Annotated in this window: 24 protein-coding genes; 1 reads left to right on the top strand and 23 read right to left on the bottom strand. The window is 63.5% G+C overall.

Annotation, left to right across the window (positions count from 1 at the left end):
* Window positions 1-33: 33 nt before the first annotated feature.
* The 23 genes from ATY02_RS07465 to ATY02_RS07355 form a co-directional block, all read right to left on the bottom strand.
* On the bottom strand, window positions 34-1,449 hold the full coding sequence (locus tag ATY02_RS07465; RefSeq protein ID WP_068580462.1) for a phage tail tape measure protein: 1,416 nt from the start codon (window positions 1,447-1,449) through the stop codon (window positions 34-36).
* Between the two features lie 57 nt (window positions 1,450-1,506).
* Entirely contained in the window at window positions 1,507-1,761 is a 255-nt protein-coding gene (locus tag ATY02_RS07460; RefSeq protein WP_031321344.1) for a hypothetical protein, read from the bottom strand.
* Between the two features lie 29 nt (window positions 1,762-1,790).
* The gene (locus tag ATY02_RS07455; protein ID WP_068580459.1) at window positions 1,791-2,138 is read right to left on the bottom strand and encodes a phage tail assembly chaperone family protein, TAC; all 348 of its coding nucleotides are present in this window, start codon (window positions 2,136-2,138) and stop codon (window positions 1,791-1,793) included.
* Window positions 2,139-2,146: 8 nt separating this feature from the next.
* Entirely contained in the window at window positions 2,147-2,638 is a 492-nt protein-coding gene (locus ATY02_RS07450) for a phage tail tube protein (protein WP_068580458.1), read from the bottom strand.
* A 91-nt stretch (window positions 2,639-2,729) separates the two neighbouring features.
* Entirely contained in the window at window positions 2,730-2,921 is a 192-nt protein-coding gene (locus ATY02_RS07445) for a hypothetical protein (RefSeq protein ID WP_068580456.1), read from the bottom strand.
* A 51-nt stretch (window positions 2,922-2,972) separates the two neighbouring features.
* Entirely contained in the window at window positions 2,973-4,124 is a 1,152-nt protein-coding gene (locus tag ATY02_RS07440) for a glycosyl hydrolase family 18 protein (RefSeq protein WP_228022259.1), read from the bottom strand.
* 87 nt (window positions 4,125-4,211) lie between these two features.
* On the bottom strand, window positions 4,212-5,255 hold the full coding sequence (locus tag ATY02_RS07435) for a phage late control D family protein (protein WP_068580454.1): 1,044 nt from the start codon (window positions 5,253-5,255) through the stop codon (window positions 4,212-4,214).
* 58 nt (window positions 5,256-5,313) lie between these two features.
* On the bottom strand, window positions 5,314-5,520 hold the full coding sequence (locus ATY02_RS07430; RefSeq protein WP_022643394.1) for a tail protein X: 207 nt from the start codon (window positions 5,518-5,520) through the stop codon (window positions 5,314-5,316).
* A complete protein-coding gene (locus ATY02_RS07425) occupies window positions 5,495-6,340 on the bottom strand; it encodes a phage tail protein (RefSeq protein ID WP_068580453.1) in 846 nt (281 codons plus the stop codon). Before ATY02_RS07425 ends, ATY02_RS07430 begins: the two co-directional genes overlap by 26 nt.
* 9 nt (window positions 6,341-6,349) lie before the next feature.
* On the bottom strand, window positions 6,350-8,938 hold the full coding sequence (locus ATY02_RS07420; RefSeq protein WP_068580451.1) for a phage tail tape measure protein: 2,589 nt from the start codon (window positions 8,936-8,938) through the stop codon (window positions 6,350-6,352).
* A gap of 135 nt (window positions 8,939-9,073) precedes the next feature.
* Window positions 9,074-9,379 (bottom strand): phage tail assembly protein, encoded by a 306-nt coding sequence (locus ATY02_RS07415; RefSeq protein WP_068580448.1) that lies wholly within the window; start codon window positions 9,377-9,379, stop codon window positions 9,074-9,076.
* A gap of 12 nt (window positions 9,380-9,391) precedes the next feature.
* Complete coding sequence (locus ATY02_RS07410; protein ID WP_022643387.1) at window positions 9,392-9,901, bottom strand: phage major tail tube protein; 510 nt, start codon at window positions 9,899-9,901, stop codon at window positions 9,392-9,394.
* Between the two features lie 12 nt (window positions 9,902-9,913).
* Window positions 9,914-11,080 (bottom strand): phage tail sheath family protein, encoded by a 1,167-nt coding sequence (locus ATY02_RS07405; protein WP_068605581.1) that lies wholly within the window; start codon window positions 11,078-11,080, stop codon window positions 9,914-9,916.
* Between the two features lie 80 nt (window positions 11,081-11,160).
* Window positions 11,161-11,550, bottom strand: a complete 390-nt coding sequence (locus ATY02_RS07400) for a hypothetical protein (protein ID WP_068580355.1) — start codon at window positions 11,548-11,550, stop codon at window positions 11,161-11,163.
* Window positions 11,551-11,559: 9 nt separating this feature from the next.
* On the bottom strand, window positions 11,560-12,999 hold the full coding sequence (locus ATY02_RS35930) for a phage tail protein (RefSeq protein ID WP_068580357.1): 1,440 nt from the start codon (window positions 12,997-12,999) through the stop codon (window positions 11,560-11,562).
* Window positions 12,996-13,601 carry a phage tail protein I gene (locus tag ATY02_RS07390; protein ID WP_068580359.1) on the bottom strand — a complete coding sequence of 202 codons (606 nt, stop codon included), beginning with the start codon at window positions 13,599-13,601 and terminating at the stop codon, window positions 12,996-12,998. The genes ATY02_RS35930 and ATY02_RS07390 overlap by 4 nt, the downstream gene beginning before the upstream one ends.
* 1 nt (window position 13,602) lies before the next feature.
* Window positions 13,603-14,484 carry a baseplate assembly protein gene (locus ATY02_RS07385; RefSeq protein WP_068580361.1) on the bottom strand — a complete coding sequence of 294 codons (882 nt, stop codon included), beginning with the start codon at window positions 14,482-14,484 and terminating at the stop codon, window positions 13,603-13,605.
* Window positions 14,481-14,807 carry a GPW/gp25 family protein gene (locus tag ATY02_RS07380; protein ID WP_022643382.1) on the bottom strand — a complete coding sequence of 109 codons (327 nt, stop codon included), beginning with the start codon at window positions 14,805-14,807 and terminating at the stop codon, window positions 14,481-14,483. The genes ATY02_RS07385 and ATY02_RS07380 overlap by 4 nt, the downstream gene beginning before the upstream one ends.
* A gap of 4 nt (window positions 14,808-14,811) precedes the next feature.
* On the bottom strand, window positions 14,812-14,997 hold the full coding sequence (locus ATY02_RS07375; protein ID WP_022643381.1) for a hypothetical protein: 186 nt from the start codon (window positions 14,995-14,997) through the stop codon (window positions 14,812-14,814).
* A gap of 43 nt (window positions 14,998-15,040) precedes the next feature.
* Window positions 15,041-15,631 carry a phage baseplate assembly protein V gene (locus tag ATY02_RS07370; protein WP_068580363.1) on the bottom strand — a complete coding sequence of 197 codons (591 nt, stop codon included), beginning with the start codon at window positions 15,629-15,631 and terminating at the stop codon, window positions 15,041-15,043.
* Entirely contained in the window at window positions 15,628-16,239 is a 612-nt protein-coding gene (locus ATY02_RS07365; protein ID WP_228022258.1) for a hypothetical protein, read from the bottom strand. The genes ATY02_RS07370 and ATY02_RS07365 overlap by 4 nt, the downstream gene beginning before the upstream one ends.
* 95 nt (window positions 16,240-16,334) lie before the next feature.
* Window positions 16,335-16,685: a phage holin family protein gene (locus ATY02_RS07360; RefSeq protein WP_068580367.1), complete on the bottom strand. Its 351-nt coding sequence runs from the start codon at window positions 16,683-16,685 to the stop codon at window positions 16,335-16,337.
* A gap of 522 nt (window positions 16,686-17,207) precedes the next feature.
* Window positions 17,208-17,951 carry a LexA family transcriptional regulator gene (locus ATY02_RS07355; RefSeq protein ID WP_068580368.1) on the bottom strand — a complete coding sequence of 248 codons (744 nt, stop codon included), beginning with the start codon at window positions 17,949-17,951 and terminating at the stop codon, window positions 17,208-17,210.
* A 186-nt stretch (window positions 17,952-18,137) separates the two neighbouring features.
* Here ATY02_RS07355 and mutS point away from each other — a divergent pair, with 186 nt between their 5' ends.
* Window positions 18,138-20,717, top strand: coding sequence for a DNA mismatch repair protein MutS (mutS, locus tag ATY02_RS07350; RefSeq protein WP_068580370.1), 2,580 nt, complete (start codon window positions 18,138-18,140; stop codon window positions 20,715-20,717).
* Window positions 20,718-20,748 lie beyond the last annotated feature (31 nt).

Here is a 20,748-nt window from a genome sequence, read left to right as displayed (position 1 = left end):
TCTCCGGGCGTGAGCCGTCGCGGCCGCTGGGTATCAGCGGCCGTTGATGACGGACCAGATCTGGCCGCCCGGCTTCAGGTCACGGGCGATCTGTTCGGCAGCGCCTTGTCGGGCGGCGCTGGCATAGGCGTTGGCGAGGTTCTGCTGGTTGGCGCCGGCTCCCTGGGCAGCGCCCTGGCCTTCGCCGACGTTGATGGTCTGCTGGATCACCACCTGCTGGTTGCTGGTGCTGCCGGCCGGTGCGCCCCCCAGCGCCACCACGCCCAGGGAACCATCGGCGCCCCGGCTCAGGGGCATGATCGCCTCGGGCCCGGCTTCGCCGAACAAGGCCATGGGCGCCAGGGTCGGAGCGCTGGCCACGGTGTTGCTGAAGACCCCGCCCTTGGCATTAGCGAATACCGGCATCGGCATTTTCGAAGTGTCAATCTGTGAGTTGAAGACAGTGGTGGCATCCCCCACCTTGAACTGCTGGGCAGCAGGAGTCGCAGCAGCAGAACCCGGCCACAGGCTCATCAGGGCCGAGCCGGCCATGCTGAACAACGAGCTCAACGCCCGCGATGCGGCCGTCTTGGCCGCCAGCATCGCCATGTCCTTGAGTACCGAACTGGCGAAGTCGGAAAAGGAAAACTTGCCGGTGGTGGCGAACTGCACGATACCCGCGCCCATCTTGTCGAAGGCGTTGGCGAACACGGCCTTCGACTGGGCTGCGGTGTTGTCGGAGGCGTTCATGTAGTCGTCGAAGGCTTCCGAGGCGCCGTTCTTCCAGTCCTGCATCGCCTCCGTCATCTGCTGGTAGTTGCTCTGGATCTGCAGTGCGGTTTCGCTGTGCTTGGTCTTGAGCTCTTCGAGCCTGGTGGCGTATTCGTCACCCTGCTCACCGCCTTTTCCGTAGGCATCGCCGGAGGGGAACTTGATCCCGGCCTGGTCGGCATAGGTGGCCGGCGCCTGGGTCGCTCCCTTTGGAAACTGGGCATCCAGGGCCTTGCGGGCCTGGGCATACTTCAGGTCGTTGTCGCTCAGGAGCTTGGCCCGTTCCTTCTGCCGCGCGCCCATGCCCACCTGGGCCGCTGCCAGCGCGCCGTCGCTGCGCAATTTGTCGAATTCGTCGGAATACGTCGCGAGTTTTTTCCCCGATTTTTCCAGGGTCTGCGCGTAGTCGGTTTCAGCGCTTTTGTTCTGCTTGAGCAACGCCGCCAGGCTGCCCTGTTTCTTGATGTACTGGTCGACCGCGGTGGTGGCCGGGTCATAGGCCTTGCGCATGTCGTCGAAGGCACTGGCGCTGGCGTCCAGCGCCGAGGCGGACGACAGGGTCATGGACTCGGCGATTTTCTTGCCGGCCTCGTCGATGCGCCGCTGCATGTTGCGCATGGCCTGGTCGGTGATGCGCTGGGCCTTGTCCAGGGCCCGCTCCAGGCCGCTCAGGTCCAGCCCTTGGGAAGCTGTTGCCATGGGGTTCTCCGGGTCATGAAAACCCGTCGAAACGGGTTCGGGAAAAGTGGCCTGGGATCAGCGCCACTCGTTCATCGCGCGTTCGAGCGACAGGCCCAAACGTTGTTCATGGGGCATGAAGTCCAACAACTCCGCCACGCCCCCGCCCAGCCGGTGGGTCTGCAGCGCCACCAGGGCGCTGCCCGCCTCCAGCCGCCTACCGGTATGCAAGGAGCCATATCGGTCGATATAGCGTCCCCATGCCAGGGCTTCGTGGTAGGTCATGCGTTCCTTGGCTTCGGCAATCGTCCGGCCGCCGACTCCGTTCAGCACCAACTCGTGCCAGAACTCATCGGCGGCCGTCAGTTTTTTGCCGCACCGCCGGTGCCGTTGACCTCATTGACCGCATTGAGGATCAAAAACCCCAGGGTCGGCTCCAGGCCGTAGGCATCCTCGTAGCTCAGGGCCTCGCCACCATCGGTGCCCAGTGCCACCGAAGCGGCGATGTAGCGGGCGTTGCGGCTCTGCTCGTTGTCGCTGTCGGCGAACAGCCGCTCGATGACCCCGAAGGACTGCCGGCGGATGTGCAAGGTGAAGGTGTCGGTCACCTCCTTGCCAGTCTTGCTGTCCAGGTGAGTCCAGCTCACCTGCTTCTTCACGGGCAGGACATCGACGATGCCGCCCTTGGCTTTGAGTTGCTTGAGGTTCATGGCGATGCTCAGGCCTTCTTGATCCAGGTGGAGCCACCGGTGCGCTGGATGGTCACGGTGGTGGTGACCACGGCGTTGAGGGCGAAGTTGAACGGGAAGTCCGAAACGTAGCCGTCGAAGGCGAACCAGGTGCGGGTGGTGGGCAGCTCGAAGTTATCGCCCTTGGTGTTGACGGTCGGCGCGACGCCCTTGCCGTCGGACCAGCCCACGACCCACTTGATGCTGGTCTCGCCATTGGCTTCGGACAGCTGGTGCAGGCGCACATGGCTGGCATTGGCCGGGTCGGCGTTGAGCCCCAGGCTGGCGGTGCCAGGGGTACGCAGGCCTTTCTTGTAGCTGCGCTCCTGGGCGTCGAGGGTGGTGTCCTCGATCTGCTCGGCAGGCGCGCCGCCGGGCTCGAAGGAAGTGACGTGCTCGACTTCCAGCACGGTGTAGGGGCCGCTGCCGGTCACAGGCGGGACCAGGGCGAAGATTTGCGTACCTTGGGTAAGAATCGACATCGGGTGTTCTCCAGAAAACAATGAAAAACCCGCGGTTGGCGGGTCGAGGGTGTGTTGCTCGGGTGCGGACCAAAGGCGCCGGGGCCAGGGCTCAAGGAGTTGGCGAGCCGTCCAGGTAGGGTGGCGCGTTGGGGTCCGGCTCTCGGCTCTTGATCAGGTCCACCAGGGCCTGGTTGCTCTGCGCCAGCAGGCGGATCGCGCCGTTCAAGGCGAACTGGCCATCGGCCTGGGCCTGGAGGGCGGCGATCAGGCGATTGATGGCCGCCAGTTCTTCGTCATTCATGGCTGGGTGCTCCGTATCCATCGAAGGTTATTGGGCGAGCGCGGGACTGCGTCATTCGCGTCCGCTGGGCAGCAACGCCGGGGCCTTGGCCAGGCCGGCCTGCAGTGCGCTCCAGAAACTTGCGTCTTCGTAGCCCATGGCCCAGACGCTGGTGCCGCCCAGGCCCAGGCGCCCGACCAGGGCGGCCTTGCTGCGAATGCTCTGGGCGTCGTCATACCAGAGCACCGGCTGCGCTCGCTCCGCACTCCACTCGACGCCGTCGGCGAAGCTGTTGACCGAACCCCAGGTGGCGTAAGGAGTGGCCGAGGGGGCGTCCAGGTGGGTGACGGCGTTGTGCTCGGCGATGATTTCCTCATAGGCCGACCAGTGCACCCGATTGCCGATGCTGTAGTCCTGGCCGTAGGCCGCCAGCCCGGACAGCAGCTTGCCGGCCGGTACTCGCGTTACCGCGTAGGCCAGCAGCGCTTGCTGCCAGTCAAGGCCCGAGCCCGGGCCCGGCCAGACTTCGCCGTGGAAGCCGCCGCTGCTCCAGCCCGGGCCCACCTGGTCGTAGGTCATCAGCTGGAAGTAATCCACCGCTGCTGCCAGGGCCCTGTAGTCGTAGCCTTGCAGGTATTCGGGCTGCTGGTCGTCGACCTTGGGCGGCACGCTGATGATCAGCTTGCGCCCTTGCGCATGCAGGGCCTGGCCCAGGGCTTTGACATAGGCGGAAAACGCCTTGGCGTTGCGCGGTTCCACCTGTTCGAAGTCCAGGTTGATACCGGCGAACCCGTTATCCCGGGCCAGCGTCACCAACTGCTTGATGGTGCTGGCACTCAAGGCCTTGCTGTTGACGATGGAGTGGGAAATGGCCGGGTCGAAGGCCGCGATGTCCTGGTTGTAGTCCGATACCGTCGGGTACAGCGGCAAGGACTTGGACTTGGCGAACGCGATGATCTGCCGGGTGGTGTCGTTCATGCCCTCCTGGTGCAACTGGCCGGTGACCGTCAGGCCGTAGGTGCTGCCCAGGCCCACGGCCGAGAGGTTGCGATAAAAAGCCTTGAGGTTGCTGTAGGAGGTCTCGACCTGGCCGTCGGTGTAGGCCAGGACAAAGGGCGCGGCCTGGGCCGCACTGGCCAGTGCCAGGGCGCAGCCGCCAAGCAGGCCACGCAAGAACCGCCGGATGCCTCGCGTCGAGGCCGGCTGGATGAAGTTGGAATTCATGAAATCTCCTGCGGGTGAACCGCATCGGGAAAAAAACCGGACGTCCGCAAAGGGGCCGTCCAAAGGCTCGCAGCGGACGCCGCCGACCTAGAGTTGCAGCACCTTCAGCGGCTTGGCCTTGGGTTTCGGCTTGCCCTTGGCCCGGGCCTTGCCCTGCTTGCCGCCATTACACTCCACCGTGGTGCTCCAGCCCGACGGGCTGAAGACCTGCTCCACCGAATCCACCAGGTACTCGCCATCCAGCCCGGCCTTGAAACCCTGGGCGTCGATCAGGCGTTCGGCGAACAGGTCGATGCGCCCGGGCAGATCCAGGCGCAGGGCCGCGGTGCTGCGGTTGAACGCCGCCAGGCGCGCCTTGGCGGCCTGCTCTGCCGCGGATTTGTTCGGGTAGATATGCCGGTCGGTGTGCACCGCGGGCACCCCGGCCGGGGCACTGTCGTTACCCAGTTCGATCACCTGCAGCTTGCCGCTCTTCTTGTCCTGGTGACGGGTCTGCACCGCCTTGTGGCTGCTGGTGTCGCCCAGGCGAAACTGATAGCGGCTCACCTCGTGGCGGTGGATGGTGACCTTGCCCAGGGCCTTGCCGCTGGCGCTCTGTCCCGCCTGGCGCGGCAGCACCAGCAACTTGCCTTCGGCGACCTTGGCGGTGCAGTCGTATTGCCGGGCCAGACGGGTGATGAAGTTGAAATCGGACTCGTTAAGCTGGTCGACCCGCAGGACCTTGATCGCCACCGGGCACACCGGGGTCCAGCCGTTACGGGCCGCCAGGTCGCGGACCACCTGTTGCAGCGGTACGTCTTCCCAACTGCCGCTGCGGGTGGTCTTGCCACTGCCGCGCATGTCGCTGGCCTTGCCGCGGATCTCCAGGGTGTCCGGTGGCCCGGAGACCACCACCTCATCCACGGTGTAGCGCCCGAGGCGGGTCAGCCCCTGGCCGGCATACCCCATGAACACCTCGATGCTGGCGCCACGGCTGGGCAGCGCCACTGCACGATCGCGGTCGTCGATGCGCAGCTCGAATTCGTCCGACTCCATGCCGGGTTTGTCCGAGGTGCGCAGGGACAGCAACCGCTCGTTGATCTGGCTGGTAATGTCCCGGCCATCGGCAACGATACGAAACTCTGGGGTCATAAAACGCCTCGCACTGGGTGCCGATCAGTAAAGGAATTTGCAGAAGCGAGACCAGGGCTCAGTCCCATAGCTGGACCAGCGCCTGCTCCGGCGCCGGCAGGTCCGGCAAGAGGATCAGCACCCCGGCACGCAATGGCTGGGGCTCGTCGGCCAGACCCTGGTTGGCATCCAACACTGCCTCGACGGTGCCGTTCAAATGCCCGTAATAGTGCTGGCACAAGGTGTCGAGCAGATCGCCGTCAGAGGTTCTGCAAGTCGTCGCCATAGCTTACGAACTCCAGTGAGAAGGCCTGTTTGCGTGGAATGCCGCCGGCCAGCAAATGGCCCTGGTCTTCGTCGATGCTGGTCAGGCACCAGGTGCCCAGGACCTCGCCGTAGCCGGTGGTCAGGCTCAAGGGGCGCAATTGCCGGCCGATGCTGCGCAAGGCCTGCAACTGCCCCAGTCCGCCCTTGAACCCGGGGAAGATCGCACCCTTGAGGCTGATGCGTTCGTCGCCCAGGCCCACCGCCTGCTGGGCACTGCTGCGCCCCAGGCGCTCCTGGCCAGTCCAGCGAAAGCTGGTCTGGCGCCGCAGTTCATCGAAGGCCGCCGTGTCCAGGTTGAAGTAATAGGGTTGGGAAGCAGCCCCCAGGGGCTGGAGGATCAGCAGGTGCGGGAACGGCTTGACCGCTTCGGCGGTGGGCGTTTCCTTGGCAGCGAACAGGCTGCTGGGAAAGATCGTGCCCAGGGCCGGGCTGATCTGCCCGCCAATACGGTTGATCGCCGCCCCGACCTTGGCCGTCTGCTCTTGCAAGGCGCCGAGGCGCTGTTGCACCTGCCCGGCTACCGTGACGGCCTGGTTGTACTGGGCCGCCACCTCGCCGACCCGGCTTTGCGCGGCGTCGATACCGCGCAGGATGCGGCGCAGCCGGGTGCCGACTTGCGGCCCGACCACGGGCAGGTTCTCCAGCTCCAGGGCGGCGCCGGTGATATCGCCGATGGCCCCGTTCATGGGGCCCAGCATCTCGTCCGCGCTGCGCCGCCCCGCCTCCGCTGCCGCCACCAGGGATTGCAACCCCGATTGCAGCTGTTCCATATAGGCCATGGCGTCTCCTTAAACGTGAGGTGCATCGGACAGCTGGCGAGCCGAGGCCTGGCGGCTGTACTCGTCGAACTGCCAACGCAGGTAGGGCTCCAGTTCCCGGGCCAGTTGCGCCGGGTCCTTGACATCACCCTGGACCGTGACCGATATCGCCGGCGCAAAGCTGAACTGCTGCTCGATCGCCGGCGCCAAGGGGGCCTTGAAGGGTTCGGCCAGGGTGCTCGACGTGCCGGGCGCCGACGGCATGGAACGCACCACCTGGCCCATCAGCGGCGGGGTCTGCCCGCTCTTGAAGGAGTTGGCGATATCGTCCATGACCGGCGGAATGTTCTTGCCGGCGTCACGCATCATCAGCGGGCCGGCGGCGGGCATCGACTTGAGCGAGTCATCGCCGCCGAACAGTTTCTTGCCCAGGTAACCACCTGCTTCGGTTCCAGCCCAGGCCGACAGGATTCCCACCCCAGCCCCAACGATGCCGCCAACGACCGTCCCGAGTACCGGTACCGCGGAGCCAACCATGGCACCGGTCATGGCGGAGGCGGCAACACCGGCCACAGCACCTGCCGCTGCACCCAGCACGCCACCGGCCAGGCCTCCGGCAGCCTTGCCATAACCTTCGGCTTTCTCGTCCCGGGTCTTGGCATTCTGGTAGGTGTCTGCTGCCTGATAGACAGCGCCGGCCACGGACAGGACGCTGCCGCCCTTGATCAGCGGCTTGATCACATTACCGCTGTTTTTAACCGCCGAGATTCCTGCTTCCAAGACCAGGGCGCCCTTGCTCGCCTTGCCTGCCCTGCCCGCATTACCTGAACCAAGGAGGTCCTTCAACTTCTGGACGGCCTTGGTGGCCAAGCCACCCTTGGGTTTTGCGCCCCGCCCCCCCCTGCGTCCCTTGCCACCTTTCTTGTCACGGCTGGTGTCGATGTCGTAGTCACCGCCACCCAGTGCCCCCGGGTTGGTGACCAGCACCTTCTGGATGAAGTCCGGGTTGCCCATCATCGAGCCCCGGGCCACGTTGAACAGGCCCTTGCCGAGGGTGTAGGCCGCTTGCAACTTCTTCAGCGCCAGCAGGCTGCCGGCCAGGACGGTCACCCCCAGTACCGCCGGAGCGGCCTGGTGGGTCAGCTCGGTCATGCCGTTCGCCAGCCAGGTGAGGCTCTGGCCCAAGCGGTCCGTGGCCGGGGTCAGGGCCTGGCCGAACGCCTGTTGCAGGTTGTCGACCGCGCCATCGGCTTCCTTCCAGATCTGCGCCGACGTCCCCCGGCGCTCGGCCTGGTTCTTGTCCAGCACACCGGAGGCCGTCAGCGAGTCCTGCTTGAGCTTCTGGTACCCATCCTGGCCCTGGGCGTAAGCCTGCAACGCCGCATTGACCTGCATGTTGGCGAACAGGTTGTCGCCGCGCAGCGACTGCGCCAGGGCGGCCAGCATCGCCTGGGCCTTCTGCGGATCGGTTTGCTGGCTGATCTGCGCCTGGGCCGCGGTCATCTGCGCGGCCTTGGCCGGGTCGGTGACCTGGATGTACTTCATGGCCAGGGCGAAGCTCGCCTCCAGGGTCGACATGCCTTTTTCCAGGCCGGTCTGCAGCGATCCCTCATAGTCGATGCCAGCCTTGGCATAAGCCGCGGCAGTGGCCGGTGAGCGAATCTCGCCCATCCAGTTCTTCAGGTTGCCGGCGGCCTCATCGGCGCCGTTGGCCGTCGACATCTGCAATTGCAGCATCGACCCCACCTGGCTCACCGCATCCATGCCGGTGAGTTTCATGTCCTTGGCGCCTTTGAGCAGGTCGGGCAGCAAGCGGGCCATGTCGGCCGCCTCGAAGTTGCCCGCCTGGCCTTGCAAGGCCATGGCCTCCAGGGCCCGCTCCAGGGTCTTGGGATCGGTGATCCCGGCCTGCGTCTCCAGGGCCCGGATCAGAGTCGCGGTGTCGCCGACGTCGGCCCCCTGGCCAACCACGAACTTGGCCGCCAGCCCGGCATACTGCTGGGCCTTGTCCAACGACGTGCCATTGGCGGTCATCCCGGCGATGAGGCTGGCGACCTCGCCGCGACCCAGCCCGGAGTCCCGGGAAACCTGGAGGACATTGCGTGCCAGCTGCGCCTCCTGCGGGGTATTGGCGATATTGCCCTTGATGGCGATGTCGCGGATCGTCGCCTGGTAGTCGGCGTTGATCTTGACCGGCACCGCCAGCACCCCAACGGCTTTCTTCGCCAGCTCGTAGCTGGACTTGAGGTCCGTCTTGCCCTGCTCGATCTGCCGCTGGCCCGTGGCCCTGAGCTCAAGGCTCCGGGCCGCACGGCCCAGGGCCTGGTACTCCTGGTTCAGCTTGCGTACCTGGATGCCCTGCTTGCGTAATCCGTCCAGGCTGCTGTCCAGCTTGGCCTGCAAGTCACCAACCGAGAGCGCGCCTTGTTTGCGGGCCTGGTTCAGCTCCCGGCGCAGGCGCTGGGTTTCACCGATGGCCGTCGCCAGCCCCCGGGCCTTGCTGGCCTGCTCGTCGAGCGCCTTGATCCGGTCTTCCACCGTCTTGGTGGCAGCAGCCCAGGTCGCGTCCAGGGCGCCGCCGATCTTTATCACTGTCGATACCAGCGTGTTGTTCGCCATTTGCCGCCCCCGTGGTGACAGGCTCAATCCGTGAGCCACCAGACCATGTCGCAATAGCGCATGGTCATGATTTCCTCAGCGCAAAAATGCAGCTCGCGAGCGAGCCGCTTCGCCGCCACCTTCATCACTGCCGGGTCAAAGCTCGTCGTCTTGCACCAGGCGAAAATAACCGGCCTGCAGGCGTTGGTAGTCCTTGAGGGTCAGGCCCTCCAGGTCCTTGCTGCCGACCTCGGCCAGGCTGGCGAACAGCATCAGCTCGCGCTGTTCGTCATCGCCGGCCGCCACGCTGTTGGCAGCGCGGATATCACGCACGGTGGGGGCGCGCAGAGTGAGCTTGTCGCACTGCACGCCGTTCATCGACACCGCCTTGCTGAGGCTGATCACCACGTTCTCGGGGCTCAACACCATCCAGGACGGCGTGCCATTGATTGCTTCAGACATCGAGGAAGTTCCTTACAGGCCCAGGGCCGAACGTTGGGCGGCGAGCTGGTCGACACCGTTGATCACGCGTTTCATGCCCAGGGCATCGATCTCGTAGATCAGGCGCCCGTCGACTTCCAGCTTGTAGTAGCTCACTGCGACGTTGTGCTTGATCTCGGCCTTGTCACCGGACTTCCAATCGCCCATGTCGACTTCCTTGAGCAGGCCGCGCAGGGTCACGATCACCGGGGTGGTCTTGCCCTTGAGGCCCTTGAAGGCGCCACGGAACACGCCGTTGAAGGCGCTGCTGTCGGTCAGGCCAAACAGCTTGAGGGATTCGCGGCGTACACCGGTGGTGGTGAAGCCGGCCTCTTGCTTCTCCATGCCCATGTCCAGCTCGATGGGCAGGTCCATGCCGCCGACCCGGTGTTCCTCGGTCTTGAGGGTGAGCTTGGGCAGGGTCAGGCTCGGCACGTCGCCTTGAAAGCTGATGCCATCGACGAACAGGTTCATGTTCGCCAGGGTTTCGGGAATCATTGCCATTGCTGCAGCTCCTTAAGCGGTTTTATCGAGGACTTCGGTCAGCCACTGGTTGGTGACTTCGACGCGGAAATTCGGGTTCTCGGCAGGCGGTACATCGGTGAAGCGGATGTTCCAGTACACCTTGCCCTGCTCCAGCTGGCTGGCGGTGTTCAACTCAGGGTCGGCATAGACCTCGAAGTTGATGATCGCGCCCTGGTTCTTCAAATCGCGCATGAAGGCCTGCAGGCCCTCGGTGACGTCCTTGACGTAGGTGGCGGTGATGGAGCGGTCCACTGCCCACTTGTGGCCGTAGAGGATGGCGTCCATGACAATGTCCATGGTCCGCACTCGGGTGACGAAGGCCCATTTGGGGTCGCTGGACAGCGTGCGGTTGCCCCACAGGCGGAAGCCGGCATCACGAATGATGGTGGTGATGTTGGCGTTGTTCAGCAGGTTGGCCCGGCAGCTCTCGTCGCCATCCAGGAATTCGATGGCCCGGGAGGTACCGGTGACCCCGACGAACTCCTTGTTCGAAGGCGAGGCCCAGAAGCCGTACTCGTTGTCGGTCCAGGCGAACAGGCCGGCGACCCAGGCCGAGGCCGGGGCATCGACGGTGGCGCTGGCGGCGGTGTCCCAATACTGGATGCCCGGATCGACCATAAACGCGCGCTTGGCGCCGAAGTTCTTGGCGTAGGCCATGGCCGCTTCATCGGTGCTGTTGGGGCCGTCGATGATGGCCAGGCCGCGCAGCTTGTCAGCCAGGCCCACCAGGGCCGTACCGACCGCCTGGGTGGCACTGTGCTTGGGCGCCACCAGCAGGCGTGGCTGGGCGTTGAAACGGCTCTTGCCGTCCAGCAGCGCTTGCAGGCCGGTGCGCTTGCCGTTGGCCAGGACGCCGCCGATGATCGCCGAAGCCTGCTGCTCGGCATCCTCGACCTTGGTCACGCCACAGGCGACGATCACCGCCTTGGCCCGCTGGTAGATGGCCTGGCAGGCCTTGGTGATCGCGGCATTCGGGCCCCAGGCCGCAATGGCTTCGCGCTCGCTGGTGATCAGCAGCAGGTCATTGGCCTTGGCGCTGACGCCCGGGCCCTCGGTGAAGGTATCCACCAAGCCGATGATCGAGGACGTGGGCAGCGCGATGGTGCGTGCGCCGGTGTCCACGTTGGTGACGGTGACGCCGTGGAAAAAACCACTCATGGATAAACTCCAGATATAAAAAAACCCCAAGAAGGGGTCGGGGGGTCATATCAGTTGTAGAAAATTCGAAGGGTTAAGAATCAGGTTGACGAAGCATCCTCAGCCCACGGAAAACGCGCTTGGATTTCGTTGAAACGGGCAATGCCTGTGCTCCTTACCGCCTCCCAGCCTGCCTCTCCCATAACCTGCATCCGGTTGGCTTCGGCGAAGTAGCGGTCAGATCCCACAATAGGCTCGGCATAAGCTGCAAGCCGCAGGCGCTCTATGTCGGCTCGAGTCAGGGGAATAGAGGAGAACAATTGCTTAGTGATCTTCCCATCAGCATCAATCGACCAGATGCCGTCGTTCTCTCGAATGAGCCTCTGCCATAGCGCGTCGTCGACTTCGACAGCATCCTTTGGGATCTGGTGCATGCCTTTGATCAGACGCAAGTGAAGCGTCCCATCGGGATGAAACGTTGCGTAATTCATGGTTTTTCCTCAAGTACCTACCGCGATGTAGCTCAGGCCTGCGGAACCAGTGACACCGTTGTTATAGGTCGTAAACCGATCGGAGTACACCGCCCCCGACGCGCCGCCGCTGCCGTCGCTCAGGCGCACGTTATAGTCGCCCGATGCGTTGTTGTTGTAGGCCCCCACAACTACAGCGCCGACATCAGTTGGAAATGGGATGGGGAAGAAGGTGGTGTTGATGGCTGAGCCCTTGAGGGTAATCCCCACGTTCCATTGAACGATCCAGCCCTTGAGCCAAGTCGGGAACACAATGTAGCCGACGCGGCCGATCAAGATCCTGAACCCCCATCGCAGTTTTTTCGGCGTCACGATTGTCGTGTCATCGTCGCCGGCTTCGACCATGTTCCGAGACGCAATCCGCGCAAGCCCTAAGACACTCTCTGTGGCCTGAATGACCTTCGCGGCAATCGCTTGAAAGACGCGCAGAGCGTTCATCGGTTTATTTGTGTCTTCGCCTGTTTCGGCTTCTACCTGGCTGGCAAATGGAACCCCGTACCCTGCCAGTGTGTTGGGGGTCCCTGTTAAGGCCGAATACTTGAGCCCGGTCAGGCCCGAGCCGACCCCGCTGATCGCACCGGTAATATCTACGCCGCCGGAGGTGACGCGAATCCCATTACCGGCCGCCCAGGGCACCGAGCCGATACCCATGAAAATCGAAGTGATGGTGTTGTAGCTCCCGGTAAAACCGAGCCCGCCCTTTTCACCGCCATTGCTCCCAGCGATGAGACCGCTCGCCCAGGACGGTGACGCCACAGGCTGAACATAGATCGCCTTGGCATCAGCCAGGTTGATGGAATCCGACAAGGTTCCGCCCAGGAGGCCCATCTCTTGGAATGTCGAAGGGTTATCGCCGCCAACGACGATGCCCCGCTTGTTGATATTTACCCGTGTGTACCTGCCCTCTTGCCGGGTTTCTGGCAGTACGTTGAGAAACCACGTATCCACATACTCACGTGTTGCCAGAACTACCGACGGGTCAATTTTCAGTTCAATGTTCGATGTGCTGCTGACGATCAGGTTGATTCGAATAACTTGCGTGCGTCCCGAGCCCTGGGTTAGCAGAGGCTTGAATGTCGGTGCACAGTTGGCGATGGCGACTAGGTCGCCGGCGGCGTCGTAGAGGCCGATTTCCCGAATCCACCAACCGCCGATATTTTCCGGGATGATTTGCTCGGCGATGATGACGTTGGCATTTTTCGGATCAACCTTGACCTGGTTCAGCGGCGCACGTCGGCGCTCATTGATCAGTTTGGTTTGCGTACGGTTTGGCATTGGATCGGAGCCATTAGCATCCCCGACGCCCATTTGAGTGAACGTCCAGGGAATACCCAGCGCATCAGCGTTTGCCTGTTTGGCCTCGCCCACAGCGGTGAGAATTGCAAAGAACTGGCTGTTTTGGTCAGTCATGAGTAGATGTCCATCGTATCGATATGATGTTCGCGGCCACCAGCGGCAAGGTAGCCGCTGACGTCAATGTCACGCTGAGTCGGTGGATAAACACTGAGTTCGTCGCCTTCATAAACGCTGACGCCGACAAACACTTTGCCTGTGCTTTCCAGGCTGATCGCCAACCCCGTCATGTGCCGACTGACCGGTTTGGCGTCATCAATGAGCCAGGTCAGCTCCTGGTACATCTCCTCAGTGATACCGGTTTCCAGCACACCGACCTTCAAGGCAAAGGTGCCCGGCACACCCTTTGGCGTCGTCTGCCACCATTCCAGCACCTCGACCAGGTAACCGAGCGGCTCCACCACCCGGCGCAACGCGCCGATGGTGCCCTTGTGGGCATGCACGTAAAACGCCGAGCGGATGGCCGAGCGCTTGACGGCTTCCGACCATTTGTTATCCCAGCGATCCACCGACCAGGCCCAGGCCAGTTGCGATAGCAGGTGCGCCGGACAGGTGTCGGGGTTGTACAGCGTGCGCAGGATGCTGGCCGTGTCCCGGGTACTGGCGGCCTCCAGACCACGCTCCAATGGCGTGCTATTGATAGGTAGTAAGCTCGGCATATCAGGTCCCCAGCTTGATGCTGTAGCCCGTGCAATACGCCGCCTGGGCCGGGGTTGGGGCCATGTCCTGCCAACCCAGCAACTCCACCCGGGCCACGCCGGCGACATGTAACTGGGCATCTATAGCCGAGCGAGCGACTTCAACCCCTAATCGCTTGCGTGGGTTCATCCAGGCTTTGAACCTACGCTCTGCCTCCACCAGCGCGGCATCGCTTTCCGGGCCCGGGCCCTTCATATGCAATACCGCATCCACCCGGTAGGGCAGCACCTGGGCGCTCTGTACCGTGACCCGATCGCCCAGGGGCCGCACGTCCTCGTCATTGAGGGCGGTAGCCACCGTCGCCAGTAGTTCGGCGGCGACACTGCCATCGCCCTCCAGCCCCAGTACGGTGACGGTGACGCAGGCCGGAGAAGGGCTTTCTGCCGAAGCATCGGCCACCAGGGCCGAAGCGTTGCGGGCATGCAGGATGTAGCTGTTGCGCGGCCCGGCGGTGGTCAGGCCTTCGTAGGCCAGCTGGATGCGTTCGCGCAGGGCGTCGTCGGTCTCCTTGACCTCCGGCGTGGGCGGCAGCGCCTGCGGGTCGGCCGCGCGGATGACCAGGCGCTTGAGCTTCACGTTGGCCGCAAGCTGGTCGAGGTCGCTGCCTTGGGCGTGGGCCAGCAGCAGGGCCTTGGCCGCATCGTTGACCCGGGCTCGCAATTGCAGGTCGCGGTAGGCCGCCAGTTCCAGCAGCTTGACCACCGGGTCGCTCTCCAGGGCGGCGCTCCAGTTGCCGCCCATGTGCTGGCGGAAGGTCGCCAGCTTGTCTTGGTACAGCGCTTCGAAATCCAGGGCTTCCAGCACCTGTGGCGCCGGTAGCGCCGATAAATCCAGGGTGCTCATGCCGTCACCTCCAAAATCGCACTATTGCCCAGGTACTGGCCCGTCAGTTGAAAGGTGATCTGGCCCGCCACCACCGAAACCACCTGCACGTGCTCCAGCTTCAGCCGCGGCTCCCAGCGCAACAGCGCCCGGGCGACTTCGGCCTGTACCGCGCTTTTCCAACCACCGGTCACTGGCAGGTCGACGAAGCGCCGCAGGTTGCTGCCGTATTCCGGGCGCATGCGCCGGCTGCCCAGGGGCGTGCTCAGGATGTCCTCGATGGACTGGCGCACATGGGCGATGCCCGACAACGACTGGCCGGTGCGGCGATCCATTCCGATCATCGCGTCACTCCTGCGCTTGCAGATCCGGGTGCTGGCCCAGGTAATCCCGAGCGAGGTTGTCACTGGCCTCGACCGCGACCTGGCCATTGGCGACGTTCAGCATCCGCCCATCGGGCAGGACCAGGACGCGGGAGGTGTAGACCGTGTCGCGGAACACGACCGGGCCGGTGTTCTTTTTCTTGCTGCTCATGGTTGCTCCAGGCATAAAAAAGCCCGCGGTGGCGGGCGGGTGGTCATTGCGGCGTGGCAGTCGAGCCACCGCCGGGCATCACGCCCGGATGGGTATGGGTGGAACCGACGTTCACCCCGTTGTGCTGCAAGCTGGCGCCGTTGATCTGCACATCACCGTTCAAGGTGATGTGCCCGGTCAGGCTGATGGTGTCGGCCTTGGCCGTGATCGCGCTATCGCTGATCACCGCCGAGCTGCCGGCCACCTGGATGGTCACGGTGCCGCTGGGCAGGCTGATGCTGTAGCTCTTGGCCTGCCAGTCGTAGACCAGCGAGCCGCCATCGTCGAAGCGCCAGACCTCGACGTGGTCGCGGTTGTCCGGCTGGGTCCCGGCGTTGCCATACAGCCCCGGGACGAAGGTGCCCTGGGCCGGCTCGCCGCTGGGGCTGATCAAGGCCCCCTGCTCGCCCAGGCTCGGCGCCCGCCAGTGTCGGGCCTTGCCAGCGGCCTGGCTGTGCCAGCGCACCCAGGCGCTGGTCCAGCCGGCGCCGTCGGAGACCCGCACCATGGCGGCGGCCAGGTCGACCCCGACCACGCTGCAAGGAATGATCAGGCCGGCGAGCATGCGATCGTGAGTCGCGGCGACAAAGCTCATGCCAGCTGCTCCGGAGAGAAGTAGCCGTCTTCCTTGCCGGGTCCGGTGTCAGGGCTGAAACCGAGCAGTAGCGATCCCGGCCCCTGGTTGTCCCAGGGCCACTGTTCCTGGCCGAGGTACACCAACTGCTGCCATTGCACGGTCCAGGCCTTCTTGCGCCACGACTCGCTGGTGGCGTCGGCAGGCTTGGCCCGCACGCTGGTGGTGCCCTCGACGAAATCGAGGTTCCAATGCTGGCAATGCAATAGGTCGGCCATTTGCGCCGCCAGTTCGACAGCTTGCAACGCGGCCCCTGGCAGGTTGGCGTCCACCAGCATGCTGGCCTCGAACGTGGTCTTCACGCAGCTACGGCCATCGCCCGGATCAGCCCCCGGGTCCATGGCGGTGATGGCAAAGACGATTGCCGGCCTGGCCAGGCCATCGGGTGTCTCGGGAAACGCCTCCACCGCTCGGACAGCGGGCATCGCCGCCTTGATCGTGGCGGCGATAGCGTCGTGCAATATCGTCAGTTCGCTCATTGTCCAGTCCTGGAATCGGGCCGACGGCGACACCGGCGAAGACCTGGCCCGCAGGCCGGCGCGCTGGTACCACTGTCGATCAAGACGCATGAAAAGCGCCGGCCGGCGCTCGACCGGCCAAGCACAGGCAAGGTGCACCCGCCCGGGCTTGCCGGCAGGTGCAAATGGGGTTGATGAAAAACCGTTCAGGATCGATCGGAGTTCGAGTCACGCTCGGGCACCTCGCACACACCGATGCGCTTGGCCGCCCAGCGCTCGTAGAGGCCGATGGCGACGTCGGCGCCGGCCATGGCGGTCAGGCAACCGAAGGCGCAGGCGGTCCAGATCGAGACGCCGGCGGCATACAGCAGCATGATCGCCGAGACACCGCAGATCACACAGGCTCCAGAACGCAGCACCAGGCGTCGCAGCAGTGCCCAGCCTCGGGCGCCCTCCTTGTCGGCACGCCACATTTCACCGGACACGCCACCCAGCAGCGCCAGGACGATGACCATCCAGATCGGCATATCCAGCAACGCTTGTTGCTCGTTTGTCATTCAGGTCTCCCGTGTGGATTGGGGCCAAAGAAGCGGCCGGTTGATGAAAAACTCGAAACGATGATTCAAGGGGTCCCTGTCTATTGGCGGCCCACGTTAGGCAGGCATTCCAAAAAGCCCGGTCGCCCGGGCTTTTCAGTAATGCAATCCTTGGTCTTTCGGCGCTACTGGCGCGGTACGGACCCATTTAAATTGTTCCTCCGACCGCGACCCCTGTCCGCCGGATAACTGCTTCTGGTGCTTTACGCTGCACACCCGGGTCAGTTGCCAACCCTCTGAACCGTCGAGGCCGGTTCATCGCTGCCTTTTGCTTGTGCCACTAAAGAGCGTTGTTGCAGCCGTTTTCGAACGGCTTGAGACGAATATTATGCATTCATGCATATGCAGTCAATGCGTAAATGCATTTATTTATGCGAATTTCTTGCTCCCATGCATGGAGGCCGCATAGACACTGGGGGTGAAGGGGTTTTTCAGGACAAAAAAAAGCCCGCTCAGGAGCGGGCTTGGCTTGCAGGTGACGGGTTAGCGGGCGTACATGCCCCACCAGAAGACGTGACCGAGGATGCTGATCTGCTCTTCCTGGATATCCTGGAAGCTGTAGTCCTCGTCAGGGTGCTCATCGCGGTTGAAGCTGCGCAGGCGAATACCGGTGGGCAGGCGGTACAACTGCTTCACCCGCAACTGGCCATTGTGATTGATGGCATACAGGTCGCCATCGACGATATCGCCAATGGCACATTTACCGGCATTGACCCCGACCGTGGCGCCATCACGCAGCACCGGCAACATGCTGTTGCCGCGTACCGTCACGCACTTGGCCTGGTCGAACTGCACGCCGTTGTGCCGCAGGCTGCGCTTGCCGAAGCGCAGGCTGGCGCGCTCGCTTTCCTCGATAACGAATCTTCCTGATCCAGCAGCCAATTCAACCTCGCGCAGAAAGGGAACCGACACCTCGTCGTCATCGACGGGGGTGTCATCGTCCCACAGGCTTATGTCCTTGAGTTCCGAATGAATCTCGTCGCGCACCGCACTGCGGACCGGCGCAATAGCCGCACGTCCACGCAGTTGATCGGTACTCACCTGGAAGTACTCGGCGATCCGGGAGATGTGTTTATCCGAGGGATCGACGATCTTCCCGCTGAGAATCCGCGAGAGGGTGGATTGAGGAACGCCGGTGCGACGGTGAAGCTCCGTGGGGGAGATCCCATCGCGATCCAGCAGTTCTCTTAAGACGGTAGAAACGTTGCGTATTTGCATAAAGCGCATATTGCGCGAACTTTCAAGGGAAGACAAATGCTGATTTGCATATTTAATGCATTTGCCCGACAAGCGTAGCTTCCCCTGGCGCCTGCGAGGCCGCGGGAACCCGTGGTAACCTTGCCGCCATCAGCAAAAAGCCGGGCTCCTGGGGCCCCTTTGCGTCAGCCATTCAACGAATCCGCCTATATACCAATGAGTAAAAATACCTCCGACTTGTCTTCCCACACGCCAATGATGCAACAGTACTGGCGTCTCAAGAATCAACACCCTGATCAGCTGATGTTCTATCGCATGGGCGACTTCTACGAGATCTTCTACGAAGACGCGAAGAAGGCCGCCAAGCTGCTGGACATCACCCTGACCGCACGGGGACAGTCGGCAGGCCAGGCCATTCCCATGTGCGGCATCCCCTACCATGCCGCCGAGGGCTACCTGGCCAAGCTGGTCAAGCTTGGCGAGTCGGTGGTGATCTGCGAACAGGTGGGCGACCCGGCCACCAGCAAGGGCCCGGTGGAGCGCCAGGTCGTGCGTATCATCACGCCGGGGACCGTAAGTGACGAGGCGTTGCTGGACGAGCGCCGGGACAACCTGATCGCTGCGGTACTGGGTGACGAGCGCCTGTTCGGCCTGGCCGTGCTGGATATCACCAGCGGCAACTTCAGCGTCCTGGAAATCAAGGGCTGGGAGAACCTGCTGGCCGAGCTGGAGCGCATCAATCCGGTGGAGTTGCTGATCCCGGACGACTGGCCACAGGGCCTGCCAGCGGAAAAGCGCCGTGGCACAAGGCGGCGTGCTCCCTGGGACTTCGAGCGCGACTCGGCGCACAAGAGCCTTTGCCAGCAATTCTCCACTCAGGACCTCAAAGGTTTCGGCTGCGAGACCCTGACCCTGGCCATCGGCGCCGCCGGTTGCCTGCTCAGCTATGCCAAGGAAACCCAACGCACCGCCCTGCCCCACTTGCGCAGCCTGCGCCATGAACGCCTGGACGATACGGTGGTGCTGGACGGCGCCAGCCGACGCAACCTGGAACTGGATACCAACCTGGCGGGCGGGCGCGACAATACCCTGCAATCGGTGGTCGATCGCTGCCAGACCGCCATGGGCAGCCGTTTGCTGACTCGCTGGCTGAACCGACCGCTGCGTGACCTGAAGGTCCTGGAGGCGCGCCAGTCCTCTATCACCTGCCTGCTCGATGGCTATCGCTTCGAACGCCTGCAGCCGCAGTTGAAGGAAATCGGTGATATCGAGCGGATCCTCGCGCGGATCGGCTTGCGCAACGCTAGGCCACGGGACCTGGCCCGCCTTCGGGACGCTCTCGCCGCGCTACCGGAACTGCAAGTAGCCATGGCCGAGCTGGAAGCGCCCCACCTCAAGCAGTTGGCCATCACCACCGCTACCTATCCGGAACTGGCGGCTCTGCTGGAGAAAGCCATCATCGACAACCCGCCAGCGGTGATCCGCGACGGCGGCGTGCTCAAGACCGGCTACGACAGCGAACTCGACGAGCTGCAATCGCTGAGCGAGAACGCTGGCCAGTTCCTGATCGACCTGGAAGCTCGGGAAAAGGCCCGGACCGGACTGTCCAACCTCAAGGTCGGCTACAACCGCATCCACGGTTACTTCATCGAATTGCCGAGCAAGCAGGCCGAACAGGCCCCTGCGGACTACATCCGGCGCCAGACCCTCAAGGGTGCCGAGCGCTTCATCACGCCTGAACTCAAGGCTTTCGAAGACAAGGCACTGTCGGCCAAGAGCCGTGCCCTGGCGCGCGAGAAGATGCTCTACGACGCGCTGCTGGAAACCCTGATCAGCCATTTGCCTCCCTTGCAGGACACCGCAGGGGCCCTGGCTGAGCTGGATGTGCTGAGCAACCTGGCCGAACGGGCGCTGAACCTGGATCTCAACTGCCCGCGTTTCGTCAGCGAGCCTTGCATGCGCATCAGCCAGGGCCGTCATCCGGTGGTGGAACAGGTGCTGACCACGCCGTTCGTGGCCAACGACCTGAGCCTGGACGACAGCACCCGGATGCTGGTGATCACGGGGCCGAACATGGGCGGTAAATCCACCTACATGCGACAAACCGCGCTGATCGTGCTGCTGGCCCATATCGGTAGTTTCGTGCCGGCGGCAAGTTGCGAGTTGTCCCTGGTGGACCGGATCTTCACCCGGATCGGCTCCAGCGACGACCTGGCCGGCGGGCGCTCGACCTTCATGGTGGAAATGAGCGAAACCGCCAACATCCTGCATAACGCCACCGAGCGCAGCCTGGTGCTGATGGACGAAGTCGGTCGTGGTACCAGTACTTTCGACGGTCTTTCCCTGGCCTGGGCTGCGGCAGAACGTCTCGCCCACCTGCGGGCCTATACGCTGTTCGCCACCCATTATTTCGAGCTGACGGTACTGCCGGAAAACGAACCGTTGGTGGCCAACGTGCACCTCAATGCCACCGAGCACAACGAACGAATCGTCTTCCTGCACCATGTGCTACCCGGACCTGCCAGCCAGAGCTATGGCCTGGCCGTAGCCCAGCTGGCTGGGGTTCCGAGCGCTGTGATCACGCGCGCACGAGAGCATTTGAGCCGCCTGGAAACTACGAGCCTGCCCCATGAGGCCCCCAAGCAGACTCCTGGAAAAGCCTCGGTTCCGCAGCAAAGCGATCTATTCGCTAGCCTGCCGCACCCGGTATTGGAAGACCTGACCAAACTGGATCTGGATGGCATGACACCCCGCCAGGCACTGGAAATGCTCTATACATTGAAGACACGCATCTAACGCGAACGCCTTCAAGCTGTTAGAATCTCGC

This window comes from Pseudomonas sp. BIOMIG1BAC (assembly GCF_001705995.2).
GTDB classification, from domain to species: Bacteria; Pseudomonadota; Gammaproteobacteria; order Pseudomonadales; family Pseudomonadaceae; genus Aquipseudomonas; species Aquipseudomonas sessilinigenes.
This window is presented reverse-complemented; position numbering and strand designations above follow the sequence as displayed.

What these genes read in the sequence shown, in the direction of transcription:
- ATY02_RS07465 (WP_068580462.1), bottom strand. Translation starts at nt 1,449, where the DNA reads ATGGCAACAGCTTCCCAAGGGCTGGACCTGAGCGGCCTGGAGCGGGCC.
- ATY02_RS07455 (WP_068580459.1), bottom strand. Translation starts at nt 2,138, where the DNA reads ATGAACCTCAAGCAACTCAAAGCCAAGGGCGGCATCGTCGATGTCCTG.
- ATY02_RS07450 (WP_068580458.1), bottom strand. Translation starts at nt 2,638, where the DNA reads ATGTCGATTCTTACCCAAGGTACGCAAATCTTCGCCCTGGTCCCGCCT.
- ATY02_RS07445 (WP_068580456.1), bottom strand. Translation starts at nt 2,921, where the DNA reads ATGAATGACGAAGAACTGGCGGCCATCAATCGCCTGATCGCCGCCCTC.
- ATY02_RS07440 (WP_228022259.1), bottom strand. Translation starts at nt 4,124, where the DNA reads ATGAATTCCAACTTCATCCAGCCGGCCTCGACGCGAGGCATCCGGCGG.
- ATY02_RS07435 (WP_068580454.1), bottom strand. Translation starts at nt 5,255, where the DNA reads ATGACCCCAGAGTTTCGTATCGTTGCCGATGGCCGGGACATTACCAGC.
- ATY02_RS07430 (WP_022643394.1), bottom strand. Translation starts at nt 5,520, where the DNA reads ATGGCGACGACTTGCAGAACCTCTGACGGCGATCTGCTCGACACCTTG.
- ATY02_RS07425 (WP_068580453.1), bottom strand. Translation starts at nt 6,340, where the DNA reads ATGGCCTATATGGAACAGCTGCAATCGGGGTTGCAATCCCTGGTGGCG.
- ATY02_RS07420 (WP_068580451.1), bottom strand. Translation starts at nt 8,938, where the DNA reads ATGGCGAACAACACGCTGGTATCGACAGTGATAAAGATCGGCGGCGCC.
- ATY02_RS07415 (WP_068580448.1), bottom strand. Translation starts at nt 9,379, where the DNA reads ATGTCTGAAGCAATCAATGGCACGCCGTCCTGGATGGTGTTGAGCCCC.
- ATY02_RS07410 (WP_022643387.1), bottom strand. Translation starts at nt 9,901, where the DNA reads ATGGCAATGATTCCCGAAACCCTGGCGAACATGAACCTGTTCGTCGAT.
- ATY02_RS07405 (WP_068605581.1), bottom strand. Translation starts at nt 11,080, where the DNA reads ATGAGTGGTTTTTTCCACGGCGTCACCGTCACCAACGTGGACACCGGC.
- ATY02_RS07400 (WP_068580355.1), bottom strand. Translation starts at nt 11,550, where the DNA reads ATGAATTACGCAACGTTTCATCCCGATGGGACGCTTCACTTGCGTCTG.
- ATY02_RS35930 (WP_068580357.1), bottom strand. Translation starts at nt 12,999, where the DNA reads ATGACTGACCAAAACAGCCAGTTCTTTGCAATTCTCACCGCTGTGGGC.
- ATY02_RS07390 (WP_068580359.1), bottom strand. Translation starts at nt 13,601, where the DNA reads ATGCCGAGCTTACTACCTATCAATAGCACGCCATTGGAGCGTGGTCTG.
- ATY02_RS07385 (WP_068580361.1), bottom strand. Translation starts at nt 14,484, where the DNA reads ATGAGCACCCTGGATTTATCGGCGCTACCGGCGCCACAGGTGCTGGAA.
- ATY02_RS07380 (WP_022643382.1), bottom strand. Translation starts at nt 14,807, where the DNA reads ATGATCGGAATGGATCGCCGCACCGGCCAGTCGTTGTCGGGCATCGCC.
- ATY02_RS07375 (WP_022643381.1), bottom strand. Translation starts at nt 14,997, where the DNA reads ATGAGCAGCAAGAAAAAGAACACCGGCCCGGTCGTGTTCCGCGACACG.
- ATY02_RS07370 (WP_068580363.1), bottom strand. Translation starts at nt 15,631, where the DNA reads ATGAGCTTTGTCGCCGCGACTCACGATCGCATGCTCGCCGGCCTGATC.
- ATY02_RS07365 (WP_228022258.1), bottom strand. Translation starts at nt 16,239, where the DNA reads ATGCGTCTTGATCGACAGTGGTACCAGCGCGCCGGCCTGCGGGCCAGG.
- ATY02_RS07360 (WP_068580367.1), bottom strand. Translation starts at nt 16,685, where the DNA reads ATGACAAACGAGCAACAAGCGTTGCTGGATATGCCGATCTGGATGGTC.
- ATY02_RS07355 (WP_068580368.1), bottom strand. Translation starts at nt 17,951, where the DNA reads ATGCGCTTTATGCAAATACGCAACGTTTCTACCGTCTTAAGAGAACTG.
- mutS (WP_068580370.1), top strand. Translation starts at nt 18,138, where the DNA reads ATGAGTAAAAATACCTCCGACTTGTCTTCCCACACGCCAATGATGCAA.